Origin of the sequence: uncultured Phyllobacterium sp. (assembly GCF_902479695.1) — a bacterium.
In the GTDB taxonomy this organism is placed as follows: Bacteria; Pseudomonadota; Alphaproteobacteria; order Rhizobiales; family Rhizobiaceae; genus Phyllobacterium; species Phyllobacterium calauticae.
Genome location: NZ_CABSQF010000008.1, coordinates 42,544 through 55,898, shown reverse-complemented (window position 1 = coordinate 55,898; position 13,355 = coordinate 42,544). Strand labels below are relative to the sequence as shown.

11 protein-coding genes are annotated in these 13,355 nt (G+C 58.1%); 10 read left to right on the top strand and 1 reads right to left on the bottom strand.

Annotated elements, in window-relative coordinates; translation table 11 throughout:
* The first annotated feature begins 91 nt into the window (after nucleotides 1–91).
* The 4 genes from RDL77_RS07020 to RDL77_RS07005 all read left to right on the top strand — a co-directional run bounded on the left by RDL77_RS07020 (nucleotide 92) and on the right by RDL77_RS07005 (nucleotide 4,337).
* Entirely contained in the window at nucleotides 92–1,846 is a 1,755-nt protein-coding gene (locus tag RDL77_RS07020) for an alkaline phosphatase (RefSeq protein ID WP_288192310.1), read from the top strand.
* 67 nt (nucleotides 1,847–1,913) lie between these two features.
* Nucleotides 1,914–2,378: a hypothetical protein gene (locus RDL77_RS07015; RefSeq protein WP_288192309.1), complete on the top strand. Its 465-nt coding sequence runs from the start codon at nucleotides 1,914–1,916 to the stop codon at nucleotides 2,376–2,378.
* Nucleotides 2,379–2,382: 4 nt separating this feature from the next.
* Nucleotides 2,383–3,069, top strand: a complete 687-nt coding sequence (locus tag RDL77_RS07010; RefSeq protein WP_288192308.1) for an ABC transporter ATP-binding protein — start codon at nucleotides 2,383–2,385, stop codon at nucleotides 3,067–3,069.
* Nucleotides 3,066–4,337 (top strand): FtsX-like permease family protein, encoded by a 1,272-nt coding sequence (locus RDL77_RS07005; protein ID WP_288192307.1) that lies wholly within the window; start codon nucleotides 3,066–3,068, stop codon nucleotides 4,335–4,337. Before RDL77_RS07010 ends, RDL77_RS07005 begins: the two co-directional genes overlap by 4 nt.
* Before the next feature lie 147 nt (nucleotides 4,338–4,484).
* Here RDL77_RS07005 and RDL77_RS07000 read toward each other — a convergent pair whose 3' ends face one another.
* Complete coding sequence (locus RDL77_RS07000) at nucleotides 4,485–4,793, bottom strand: 2Fe-2S iron-sulfur cluster binding domain-containing protein (protein WP_288192306.1); 309 nt, start codon at nucleotides 4,791–4,793, stop codon at nucleotides 4,485–4,487.
* Between the two features lie 444 nt (nucleotides 4,794–5,237).
* Here RDL77_RS07000 and pip point away from each other — a divergent pair, with 444 nt between their 5' ends.
* From pip to RDL77_RS06970, 6 genes are all read left to right on the top strand, one after another.
* Complete coding sequence (gene pip, locus RDL77_RS06995) at nucleotides 5,238–6,203, top strand: prolyl aminopeptidase (RefSeq protein ID WP_288192305.1); 966 nt, start codon at nucleotides 5,238–5,240, stop codon at nucleotides 6,201–6,203.
* Between the two features lie 21 nt (nucleotides 6,204–6,224).
* On the top strand, nucleotides 6,225–8,048 hold the full coding sequence (locus RDL77_RS06990; RefSeq protein WP_288192304.1) for a S9 family peptidase: 1,824 nt from the start codon (nucleotides 6,225–6,227) through the stop codon (nucleotides 8,046–8,048).
* A 24-nt stretch (nucleotides 8,049–8,072) separates the two neighbouring features.
* Complete coding sequence (locus tag RDL77_RS06985; RefSeq protein ID WP_288192303.1) at nucleotides 8,073–9,497, top strand: M20 family metallopeptidase; 1,425 nt, start codon at nucleotides 8,073–8,075, stop codon at nucleotides 9,495–9,497.
* Nucleotides 9,498–9,569: 72 nt separating this feature from the next.
* Nucleotides 9,570–11,189, top strand: a complete 1,620-nt coding sequence (locus RDL77_RS06980) for an ABC transporter substrate-binding protein (RefSeq protein WP_288192302.1) — start codon at nucleotides 9,570–9,572, stop codon at nucleotides 11,187–11,189.
* Nucleotides 11,190–11,340: 151 nt separating this feature from the next.
* On the top strand, nucleotides 11,341–12,408 hold the full coding sequence (locus RDL77_RS06975; RefSeq protein WP_223614544.1) for an ABC transporter permease: 1,068 nt from the start codon (nucleotides 11,341–11,343) through the stop codon (nucleotides 12,406–12,408).
* A gap of 9 nt (nucleotides 12,409–12,417) precedes the next feature.
* A complete protein-coding gene (locus tag RDL77_RS06970) occupies nucleotides 12,418–13,350 on the top strand; it encodes an ABC transporter permease (RefSeq protein ID WP_130272551.1) in 933 nt (310 codons plus the stop codon).
* The last annotated feature ends 5 nt before the right edge of the window (nucleotides 13,351–13,355 follow it).

Below are 13,355 nucleotides of genomic sequence, written 5' to 3'. Positions count from 1 at the left end.
TTTACGGGTTGTAAAAACTGGTGCGATTTCATCCGGCTGTCATCAGGGATTTATAAAGGAGGGGGGAAGTTAACCAAGTTGGGGGTATGAAATGCGTAAACTTTTCCTTGCGGTGGCGTCGGCGGCACTCTTGTCCGGGGCGTCCCATGCGACAACGATCTATCCGCTGGACCGGGCCACGGTCCTTGCAGGCTCGCCATTCGATTTCAAGGTTGAATTCAGCAAGGTCGTGAAGCCGGAAGACGTGAAAGTCACGATCAACGGCGAGAGCTACGACGCCGTTTTCGGCAAGACCGCCCAATTCGTCGCCGAGGAGAAGGGCGCTGAAGACAAGGTACTCGGATCCGCGCTCATCCTGCGCGACATCAAGCTCGCGAAGCCCGGCCAGTACAAGGTCGAGGTATCGGCTGGCGATGAGAAGAAGTCGGTCGGCTGGGATGTATACACAACGTCTGACACGCCCAAGGCCAAGAACATCATCTTCCTTCTGGGTGACGGCCTTTCCGTTGCACACCGCACCGGTGCCCGCCTCATGTCCAAGGGCATGACCGAGGGGAAGGCCAATGGCCGCCTTGCCATGGATGACATTCCGCCCGTCGCCTTCATCGGCACCTCCTCGACCTCGGCCATCGCTACCGACAGCGCCAACACCATGTCGGCCTATATGACCGGCCACAAGTCTGCGGTAAACGCGCTCGGCGTCTATGCTGACCGCACGCCGGCGAGCCAGGACGACCCCAAGGTCGAAACGATCGGTGAGGCTCTGCGCCGCACCGGCAAGAAGTCGCTCGGCATCGTGACGACATCCGAAGTCCAGGACGCGACACCTGCCGCGCTCGTTTCCCATACGCGCAAGCGCGCCGACAAGGCCGACATCGTCGGCATGATGTACAACGTCAAGCCGGACGTGCTGCTCGGCGGCGGCTCGGCCTACTTCCTGGCCAAGGACGTGCCCGGTTCGAAGCGCAAGGATGACAAGGACTATATCGCGCTCTTCAAGGAGGCCGGTTACGCCCTCGCCACCGACAAGAATGAACTGGCCGCCGCGGCCGGCTCGAACCAGGGCAAGCTGCTCGGCCTCTTCCACACCGGCAACCTCGACGTCACGCTCGATCGCGAATTCCTCAAAAAGGGTACCGTCGACAAGTTTCCCAACCAGCCGGGCCTGGTCGATATGACCAAGGTGGCGCTCGACAGGCTGTCGAAGAATCCGGATGGCTTCTTCCTGATGGTGGAGGCTGCGTCCATCGACAAGATGAGCCATCCCCTCGATTGGGAACGCGCTTTGGTCGATACGATCGAATTCGACAAGGCCATCGCGGCTGCACGCGAATTCCAGGCGAAGAATCCGGATACGCTGATCGTCGTCACCGGTGACCACACGCATGGCGTCTCGATCATCGGCACCGTCGATGACGATAAGCCGGGCACGGAAATGCGCGACAAGGTCGGCACCTATGCCGCCGCGGGTTTCCCGAACTACGAGGACAAAGACGGTGACGGTTATCCGGACCGCATCGATGTCTCCCGCCGTCTGTTCATCGCGGCCAACAACGGTCCTGACCACTACGAGACCTTCCGTCCGAAGCTCGATGGTCCTTTCGTTCCGGCGATCCAGAACGAGAAGAAAGAATACGTCGCCAACGAAGCTTACAAGGACGTGCCGGGTGCCATCTTCGTCCAGGGCAACATCCCGCGGGACGAGGATAGCGGCGTTCATGCGGTAGACGATGTCGTGCTGCAGGCCGTTGGCCCGGGCGCGGAAGGCTTCCGCGGTTACATGGAACAGAGCGACGTCTATCGTGTCCTCGCCGACGCTTTCGCGCTCGGCGCGTCAAAGATGTAAATCTGTCCGGCTGACCAACAGGACAGGCGGCCGAAAGCCGCCTGTCTTCCCGTTTAAGGAGATTGTGATGACGGAGAAGAAGACCTTTGCTATTGGTCGTCGGGCGCTGCTCACGGCCGCTGCAGTCTTGCCTTTCATGGGCATTGCCGCACGCGCAAGCGCTGCCGAAAAACTGGGCTTCGGCGAGCTCTACAAAAGCTTTGGTCCGCTCGGTCTCGAATTTTCCGACAAGGTGAAGCAGTTGAGCGGTCAGGAGATTGCCATCAGCGGCTTCATGGCGCCGCCGCTGAAGGCGGAGGCCGCATTTTTCGTCCTGACGGAAATCCCGATGTCGCTCTGCCCGTTCTGTTCCTCAGACGCCGACTGGCCGGACAATATCATGGTCGTCTATCTCTCGGCCAAGCAGACCTTCGTGCAGTTCAATGCGCCGATCATCGCGCGTGGGGTGCTGGAATTCGGGTCCTGGACCGATCCGGAAACCGGCTTCATCAGCCAGTTGCGTCTTCGGAACGCGGCCTTCAGGACCGTCTGACGCCATGCTCGCACTCGACGTTTCCGATCTTCAAATGCATTTTCCGGGCCTGGCTGCGCCGGTCCTCGCCATCGAGCGATTTCATCTGCCGGCCGGCGGCCAACTGGCGATCACCGGGGCTTCCGGCTCGGGCAAAAGCACATTCGTCAACGCGATCACTGGCCTGGAAAACGTCACGCAAGGCAAGATTTCTTGGAACGGCATGGACATCACCCGTCTTTCCTCTGGCCGGCGCGATGCTTTTCGCGCACGCAACATCGGCCTTGTCATGCAGGATTTCCATCTTTTCCCCGGGCTTTCCGCCTTCGATAACGTGGTGCTCCCGGTCAGGCTTGCGCGCAGGTTGACCGTCGAGGAGCGGGAGCGTGCGCTGGCGCTGCTTTCAGCCACCGGGATCAACCGCGTCGGGCAGAAGATCGAGACATTGTCGCGTGGTGAAATGCAGCGTGTCGCCGTCGCCCGTGCGCTGCTGCAGCGTCCCGGCGTCATCGTCGCTGACGAGCCGACAGCCAGTCTTGACCGCCATGCGGGCAACGAGGTTGCCGAGCTTCTGCTGCGGCTTTCCGCAGAGCAGGGTACGACACTGGTGGTGGTCACGCATGATGCCTTCCTGGCGGAGCGCCTTAGCCGCCGCATCTGCCTGGCGAGCGGGCGTGTCGACGAGGATAGTGGAGAGAGTGCCGCGCAATGATGAAGTTCATTTTTGCCGACCTGCGGCGTTTCTGGAGCGGCGCGCTGGCCGTTGTGGTGCTCATTGCATTGTCCGTCGCTTTAAGCGTGACCGTGACGCTGCAGGAGCGGGCTGTCCGGCTCGGCAGCGCGCGTGCGGCCGAGAAATTCGATCTGCTGGTCGGAGGCGCCGGCAGCGAAACCCAGCTTGCGCTTTCGGCTGTTTTCCTGCAGCCGGCGCCGCTGCCGCTGATGGAGGGCGCCGTTCTCGGCCGCCTCGCCAACGATCCTCGCGTCGAACTGGCGGCGCCCGCCGGCGTTGGCCGCCCCGCTTACGGGTTTCCTATCGTCGGCACCACGACAAACCTGATTTCGGCGCTGTCGCCGAAGCTGGCGCAAGGGGCGCATTTCTCGCGCCTTGGTGAGGCGGTGGTTGGCTCCGATGTGGCGCTGTCGCCTGGAGCGCAAATCAAACCGATGCACGGCGCGGCGGAAACGGCCGGTGAAACCCATACGGCCATTGCCTACAAGGTGACTGGCCGCATGGCGCCGACGGGAACCGCTTGGGACCGCGCCATCCTGGTGCCGATTCGGGCCGTATGGCAGCTTCACGGCATGCATGGTGAAGAACATCATGACCATGAAAGCGGGGAAGCCGAGTCGCACGGTGCCGAGCCGCAAGATCACAGCCATGAGCACGAGCATGGCCATGTTGATGCGGATGCGCCCCTGGACGAGCATTTCGATGCGCAATCCCCTGGCGTTCCTGCCATTCTCGTCAAGCCGAAGACGGTTGCCGACGCTTACCGCCTGCGGCAGGAATACCGCACAGGCGCAACGCTCGGCGTTTTTCCGGCGGAGGTCCTGACGCGGCTCTACGCGACATTGGGGGACGCCCGCAGCCTGCTTCTGGCAATTGCCCTGGGTACGCAGGCGATCGTCATCGCCGCCATCGTGCTGGTGACGATCATGCACGTGGGATCGAGATGGCGGCAGATCGGCGCCTTGCGCGCGCTCGGCACCCCGGTTCGCTCGATCATTGCGCTCGTGTGGGGAGAGCTTTTCCTGCTGTTCGTCGCCGGCATCGCATCGGGAATAGCCCTCGGCTATGCCGCGGCATCGGCGATTTCGGCGCGGCTGACCGCATCGACGGCCGTCCGGCTGCCGGTTGATTTCGCGCCGGACGATCTGTGGCTGGCGATCGGCTTTCTGGCCGTTGCGGCATTCGTCTCTATTGTTCCCGCGCTTGCCGCTTTGCGTTCCAGCCCCGCTGCCGCTTTGCGTGCGTAGCCGCTACCGGCAATGCTGACGCCATGTTTAGGTGACAAGATCGCTTGGCTTCTTCAAAAGCCGGGTCAGCAACAGCGTGGGAATCGGGAAACACTCCTTTTTCACTCTTGATCACGATGCCCTGCAAAGATCCAAAGAAAGTGACCTTCAAATCATGCAGCACTGATGGCACGCTGGTAACGCCAAACTTGCGACGGTCATTGAAACCTTGAGGCCCCAAGCTGCCAGGGTTACCGCTCCTCGCGGCCTGGTGCAGCAGGCCAGGACGTAACCCTCCGCTTTTTCGCCGTCGGGCAATCCGCCCAGATCGTCCATGTCGACCGCTCCCTGGGTCATTTTGACCTTACAGCTTCCGCAAACACCTTGCTGACAGGAACTGTCGATCCAGACGCCTGTGTTCAACGCCACTTCGAGCAAGGTCTCGCTGGCCGTGCATGAATATTTCCCGCTCCGCAAGATCAGGCACGAGTGACCGCATCAATGCTGTATTGCACACGAAACGAACTGACATATGCCCGCTTCTAAGATTGCAATACTGCGGCCTTCTGTTCAGATGGTTCTCCCGGGAAAGACCGAAACTGAGACGGCAAAATGATGCCTGTGCCCCAAAGGTTGTCGGTTACGGCTCTGAACGGTTTCGGTTCTCGACACGGTCCGGTCAGCCCTTGAGGTGCAATTTTCCAGCGGCGCGGCAGAGCAAACGAGTATTACCGCTTATAAATGGACAGATGGAAATCATTCGTTTGGCGAGTCGCGCCGCGCCCGCAACCTTATTCCATTTTGGAATAAGCAGTCTAAAATTGCATTAGCCAACTCTCAAATTTACCGACTATAAAATTTGTGATCGCGGAAAAACAAAAAATCGCGGCAAAGGGACATGATGGTGTTTGAGGGGGACGGATGGATACGGAAATCCTGCCGAACAGGGAATTTCGTCTGGTTGTCAGCGCGACGCATGAACTTGCCGTTTTAGAATATGGTAATCCCGAGGGCATTCCGGCGGTCTTTCTGCATGGGGGCCCAGGCGCTGGTGTGTCTGCAAAGCAGATTGCAAGTTTCGATCTTGATACCTTTCGCGTCGTCACCTTCGATCAGCGCGGCGCGGGGCGCTCGACGCCACTCGCAGAGCTAGTCGAAAATACCACACAACACCTGATTGCCGACATGGAACAGATACGCGCGTTTCTTGGCATCGAGCGCTGGCTGGTTGCCGGCGGTTCCTGGGGATCGTGTCTGGCGCTCGCCTATGGCATTGCTTTTCCGCGGCGATGCCTTGGATTTCGGCTGCATGGCATTTTCCTGGCGGACCAGGATGACATCGACTGGTGGTTTCACGGTTGCCGGGCTATTTTTCCCGATCATTGGCAGGAATTCGCTGAATTCATACCTGTCGAGGAACGCGGCAATCTTCTGAAAGCCTACTATGCACGGCTGACCTGTGGTGATCAGGCTGTTGAACTCGCTGCCGCGAAGGCCCTGCGTGGTTTTTCAGCTCGCACGCAAACATTCGAACCAAGCCTTGATCATGTAAGGCAGCTGTTGCATCCGGATGCGGCCTTGGCTGTTTCGCGGATTTTCACCCATTACTGCGTGAATCGGGCGTTTTTGCCGGATGGCCATCTGCTGGAAAACATCGATCTCATCCGTCATCTGCCAGCAGAAATCGTGCAAGCGCGGTACGATACCGTGACGCCGATGGCGACGGCGTGGAAGCTCAGGAATGCATGGCCGGAAGCCACCTTCACGATTGTCACCCTTTCCAATCATCAATCGACGGTTGGACCCATGGCGAAAGAACTCGAAGCAACCTCCTGCCGGTTGGCAACTGCGATCAAGTTTGCCGCGCCGGCCGCCGCCGCTGGTTAATCCCATTGACGAAAGACAGATATGACGACGCTCGACGCACTGCAAACTGACCCCGCGCTTTCGATGTCACACTACATTGATATCAGCAAAGCGGTAAAACCCGCCGTTTCGCCCGATGGCGCGCTGCTGGCTTATTTGAGCGACGAAAGCGGTACGCTGCAGGTCTGGGTGCGTCCACTGGCGGGCGGGTCAGCGCGTCAGTTGACCACCCTGTCAGAACCGGTTGGTAATCTTGCCTTCAACCCAAAGAGCCGCGACCTCCTGATCACAACTGATTGGGGAGGAGACGAGCGTCATCAGCTCTGGCTGATCGAAAATGCCAAGGAAGAGCCACGACTCCTGACGACCGACACGACCGTTGTTCATGGCTGGGGATGCTGGTCGCCCGACGGTTTGCAGATTGCTTATTCGGCCAATTATCGCGACCGCGCGCATATGGATCTCTACGTGATGACGATCGCAACGGGCCAGGTGAAATGCGTCCATCAAGGCCAGGGTTGGCGCACGCCTTTTGCCTTTTCTCCCGACGGGGCATTCCTCCTCGTCAATGACTGCCAAAGAGCGATGATGGATCAAGATTTCTGCAGACTGGATCTTGCTACCGGCGCCTATGAAAATATCTTGCCCCATGCGGGGCGAGCGCGTTACCTCGCGCCCAAATTCTTCAAGGATAATTCCGGCATCCTGATGATCTCCGATCAGGAGAGAGAATATCTCTCGCTCATGGTAAAGCTGCACGAGGCTGATACCTTCTTGGAACTTGCAGCCTTTGCGGAGCGGGATATCGAGGCACTGGCGATAGCGCCCGATCAAGCTAGGATCGCGCTCGTGGTAAATCGCCAGGGTTGGAATGATCTTGTCATCATCGACCGTGCCGGAAACATCCTGAAGCAGTTCGCAACACCCATGCCTTGCGTGATTGGTTCCGTTGCTTGGACACCCGATGGCACAGCGCTCGTCATGCCAATCGAGGGTGGGGCCACGTCAGGTGATATATGGCGCTGCGATGCTGAGACGGGCAAGTTCACGCGGCTGACGGATGCGTCCAAAGCAGCTGCCGGATTGCCGGACTTTATCGAGCCGACCGTGACCAGCGTTGCGGGCTTCGATGGGCTCGACATTCCTTATTTCGTCTATCGGCCGAAAGTCTCGGCAAAACCGAATGGTTATCCGGTCATGATCGTCGTCCATGGCGGACCCGAGGCACAGTGGAAGCCGGATTTTCGCGCCGACATTCAATATATGCTGGCCAAGGGAATTATGGTCGTGGCGCCGAATGTTCGTGGAAGCACCGGCTATGGCCGTCGCTACCAGCATCTCGATGACAGAGAGTTGCGGATGGATAGCGTTGCGGATCTCAAGGCCGTACGTATCGCCGTGGGTGCAAGGCAGGACGTGGATGAAAACCGCATCGGGGTATTTGGCCGTTCCTATGGGGGGTTTATGGTGCTGTCGGCCATGACCGAATATCCGGATCTGTGGCGCCTGGGCGTAGAATATTATGGAATCGCCAACTTTTTGACCCTGTTGCAGACCACTGGCCCGTGGCGCAAGCAATTGCGTGCTGCCGAATATGGTGATGTGGAAACCATGCGCGGCGCACTGGAGCGTTATTCGCCCATCAATCGGATTGATGCCATCAATGCGCCGTTGATGATCGCTCATGGCATGGAAGATCCGCGCGTGACGCCATGCGAGAGCGAGATGGTTTATTCCTGCCTGCGCGGCCTGGGCAAACCGGTGGAATATCTGCGCGTTCCACACGAAGGGCATGGCTTTGCCCGTATCGAAAACCGTCGTCGTGTCTTTGGCGCTCTGGCCCGCTTCATCGCCGAAAATCTTTAAATTGAACAATCTGGGAGTAGCACCATGAAAAATGGTGATGTGATATGGGATCTGGTCGACTCCAAGAGGAGCGCTTTTGAGGCTCTGAGTGACCGTGTTTGGGCAATGCCCGAGATAGCCTATACGGAGTATGAGTCCTGCGCCGAACATACATCCATGTTGCGCGCGCAAGGATTCAACATTACCGAATGCGTTGCCGGCATTCCGACGGCAGTGATGGGTGAAGCGGGCGAGGGTGGGCCGGTCATCGCCATCCTGGGCGAATATGATGCGCTGCCAGGCCTCAGCCAAGAGGCTGGCATTGCCGAGCCGCGCCCGATCCCAGGCACTGGGCATGGTCATGGCTGTGGTCACAATATGCTTGGTTCTGCCGCACTTCTTGCAGCTACTGCCGTCAAGGATTGGCTGGCGACAACAGGTGCACGAGGTCGCGTGCGCTATTATGGCTGTCCAGCGGAGGAAGGGGGCGCCGCTAAGGCGTTCATGGTGCGCGCAGGCGCTTTTGACGATGTTGATATTGCCATTTCGTGGCATCCGGCATCGTTCACGCAAGTGGACGACGCGCAATCGCTTGCCAATACGCGCATGGATTTTGAGTTTACCGGCCGGGCCTCTCACGCCGCCGCCGCACCGCATCTGGGGCGTTCTGCCCTCGATGCGGTGGAGCTGATGAATGTCGGCGTCAACTACCTGCGAGAGCATGTGCCTGCCGATTGCCGGATGCACTACGCCTATCTCAATGCCGGCGGGATCGCTCCCAACGTCGTGCAGGCCAAGACCAAGATCCGTTATGCGATCCGTGCCACCGATTTACCGGGCATGTTCGCGCTCAATGAACGCGTGAAGAAGGTAGCGCAGGGTGCGGCCATGATGACCGAAACCACGGTCGATATTTCGATCATGAGTGCGGTGTCGAATCTGCTAGGCAATACACCGCTTGAAATCATCATGCAGTCCAACATGGACCGGCTGGGCGGTGTGCCGTTTGATGATGCGGACCGGGAGTTCGCCGCAAAAATCCAGGCTACGCTGTCGCGGGAAGACATCGAAACCGACTATCAGCGTGTTGGCCAGCCGCTCGCGGACAATGCGCCGCTTTGTGACTATGTGCTGCCGCGCGAACAGAAAGGTGTGCCGATGATCGGCTCGACCGATCTGGGCGATGTCAGCTGGGCAGTGCCAACTGTCCAGGCGCGTGTTGCCACCCATGCCATCGGTTCGCCGGGTCACTCCTGGCAGATCACGGCGCAGGGAAAAATGCCTGCCGCACACAAGGGGATGGTCTACGCCGCCAAGGTCATGGCTGGAACAGCTTTGGATGTTTTGCGAAACGAAGCCTTGTTGAAAGACGCCAAGGCTGATCATCAGGCACGTATCGCGAAAGCACCCTACACCTGCCCAATTCCACCGGAGGTGAACCCGCCACTCCAGCCGCGCCCAGCGGAGTAATCCGGTCTGGCACCGCGTCTGTGCGGATGCGGTGCCCTCCAAGCTACATGAAAATCATAAAAGGGGACGAACATGAGCGATTTGAAAACCAGAACCATTTTGCGCCGCAGCACGGCGCTTATCCTTGTTGCGGGCCTTGCAGGCATCACTTTTACTGCAGAAGCAGCATCGCCACCCAATACGTTGGCAATGGCTTGGAATATCGATGCCATCAGCACGTTTGATCCAGCGCAGATCGGTGAAGCGGCCACCAACGAGATCATCCAGAATATCTGCGATCCGCTCGTCGATTTCGATCCTGCCGATGAAACGAAGCTTGTGCCCAAGCTGGCAAAGAGCTGGGATGTTTCCCAGGATGGACTGCAGATCACTTTCCACATGCGTGACGACCTGGCGTTTCCGTCCGGCGAAAAGGCAACCGCAGGTGACATGGCGTGGTCGTTGCGCCGTGTTGTGAAACTTGGCTTTGGCAACGCTGCGACGCTGACGGAATATGGTTTCACCAAGGACAATGCAGACCAGAGTATAACTGCCCCGGACGACAATACGCTGGTGTTCAGGCTTGATAAGCCCTATCCGGCAAATCTCATTCTGGCTGCCATTGCCGCCAATCGCGTTGCCGCACTTCTCAATCAGAAAGTGCTGATGGCAAATCAGGTTGATGGCGATATGGGCAATAAATATCTTGCCACACGTTCGGATTGTATCGGACCTTACAAGCTCATGCGCTGGAACCCGGCGGAAGTTGTCATTCTTCAGGCCAACGCCAATTATTGGGGCGAAGCGCCGAAGCTGAAGCAGGTGTTGATCCGCCACGTCTCAGAAGCTGGAACGCAGCGCCTGCTGCTGGAAAAGGGCGATATCGACATTGCCCGTGATCTGACGCCGGAAGATTTGCGCGATCTTGAAACCCAGAACAAGGCAACAGCCTCGCGTGCTTTGAAGCCGTCGCTGTTCTATTGGAATTTCAACAACGCCGATCCGGTTTTCGCCAATGAGAAAGTGCGCCTGGCGATGCGCTATCTCATCGATTATGAAGGTCTTGGCAAAACGGTCATCCATAATGTGGGTGTTCCGCGCGCAAGCTTCGTTCAACTCGGCGCGTTTGGTGCGCTCGATGAAAGAGATGGCCAGCCGTTCAAGCTCGACGTGGAAAAGGCCAGGGAACTTCTGAAAGAAGCTGGCTATCCCAATGGCTTCGAAACAACGATGTTCATCAGCACCGCGCCTTATGCGGCTCCGATTGCACAAAGCATTCAGGATGCTGCTGCCAAGGCGGGTGTGAAGATCAAGATCGAGCGCATGGCGAATGCGCAATTGTTCAGCCGTATCCGCGGCCGCGAATTCCAGACGTCTTTGATGGGCTGGCAGACAACAGTGCCGGATGCGCATGGCAACGCCTCACGCCAGATTTTCAATCCGGACAACCGCGCCGAGGCCAAGCAGACCATGTATCCGAGCTGGCGCGCCAGCTATTTCGACGTGGCTGTCAACAAACAGGTAGACGACGCCCTGTTTGAAAAAGATGAATCCACGCGCAAGCAGAAGTATGTCGATCTGCAAAAGCAGATGATGGAGAAAGGTCCGCACGCCTTCATCTTCCAGATCTACAACGTTGCCGGCGTCAACAAGGCCATGAAGAACTGGAGCTGGAACGGTTTCCGCGTCTATTACGATCTGGCTGCGAAATAACGCGTTTCAAGCCCCTGCCGGTCCCCTCCCGGACCGGCGACCCCCACGTCGATCAGGTGATGTCTGCAACTGCCTCAAAGCGCGGCGCGCACATTACCGGATATGGCGGTGGATTTCGCATCCTTATTCATCTTGTTCAGGATCAAAGCCGATGACAACGCACGACATTCTGGAAGACCTGGAAGGCGAGGAGGAGTTCGGTCCTGTGCTTCTCTTTCTCGCTGCCTCCGCGCGCCTGATCTTTTCCGTGGCTGTTACACTTCTGGGCTTGGTCACGCTGACATTTTTCATCAGCCGTCTTTTGCCGCTTGATCCGGTCGTTGCGATGCTGGGCGATAATATCTCCCAGGAGGCTTACGACATGATGTATCGCAAGCTTGGTCTCGACCAGCCACTGATTGTTCAATATGGCCTCTATCTCAAGAATGCGGTGATGTTCGACTTCGGCAATGCGCTGACGTCGGGACGCCCTGTGCTGGAGGATATTGGCCGCGTCTTTCCGGCGACCATCGAACTGGCCACGGTCGCCATCATCATCGGGACCGGCTTCGGCATTCCGCTTGGCGTGTTTTCGGCCATGTACCGCAATTCACCGCTGGATCATGCCGTGCGCATGATCAGTCTGCTTGGTTATTCCACTCCGAATTTCTGGCTTGGCCTTATGGCGCTCCTGATCTTCTATGCCACGCTGGGATGGATCGGCGGGCCGGGCCGTATCGACTTTCTCTATGAATATTCGGTCGAGCCGACGACGGGCTTCCTGCTCATCGACAGCGCAATGCAGGGGCAATGGGATGCTTTTGGCAATGCCATCAGTCACGTCATCATGCCCGCCCTGATCCTTGCATTCGGCTCCATGGCCTATATCAGCCGCATGACGCGCGGCTTCATGATAGAGCAACTCAATCAGGAATATATCATTACCGCCCGTGTCAAAGGGCTTTCCTGGGCACGCACTGTCTGGGGGCATGCTTTCCGCAATGTCGCTGTTCAAGTGGTTACGGTTGTTGCGCTCTCCTATGCGTTTCTGCTGGAGGGGGCTGTCCTGACGGAAACCGTGTTCGCTTGGCCGGGGTTTGGCCGTTATCTCACCAATGCGCTTCTGGCCGGTGACATGAACGCCGTCGTTGGATGCACATTGATCGTCGGCATCCTGTTCGTCGGCATCAATCTGATCAGCGATCTCCTCTATCGCATTTTCGATCCTCGAACCCGATAGGAGCCATAGATGAGCAATGAACTCACGACAAATCCGGTGCGCTCTTTCAGTTCTCTGCGTGAATGGCTGACCGCGCCAGTGCCGACCTCTGCATTGCAAGCCAATGCACAGCAGCTGCGACGCTCCTGGTTGAAGCTTCTCTCCAATACCTCAGCCGTTTTTGGCCTCTTTGTGATTGTGCTGCTGGTTCTTGTGGCGTTGTTTGCGCCCTATATCGCCACCCATGATATCGGAACCAATGATCTGGCGAACCGGCTGCAAAGGCCGTCATGGGCCCATTATTTCGGGACCGATGAACTGGGGCGCGATATTTTCAGCCGTCTTGTCTTTGGCTCGCGCATCACGCTGTATATTGTCACACTAACCGCGATTATCGCCGCACCGATTGGGTTGATCGTTGGCACCACCGCTGGCTACATCGGCGGCTGGGTCGATACGGCTTTGATGCGTATTGTCGATATTTTTCTCGCCTTTCCCAGTCTCGTTCTCGCCCTGTCCTTTGCCGCTGCCCTTGGGCCCGGCATTGAAAACGCAGTCATCGCGATTTCGCTTGCCGCCTGGCCACCGATCGCCCGTCTTGCCCGTGCGGAAACCCTGACCATCCGCTCGTCCGACTATGTCGCCGCGATCCGCCTGCAGGGCGCATCCACGATGCGTGTGATTGCAAAACATGTCGTGCCGATGTGTATCCCTTCAGTCGTCATTCGCATCACACTCAATATGTCGTCGATCATTCTGACAGCTGCGGGCCTTGGTTTTCTGGGCCTGGGCGCACAGCCGCCAAGCCCTGAATGGGGCGCGATGCTTTCCAGCGGCCGAGAATTCATGATGACCTCGTGGTGGCTCGCCGCGGTGCCGGGCTGCGCAATTCTTCTTGCCAGTCTCGCCTTCAATCTTTTGGGCGATGGTCTGCGCGATATTCTCGATCCACGGAACGGATAAAGATC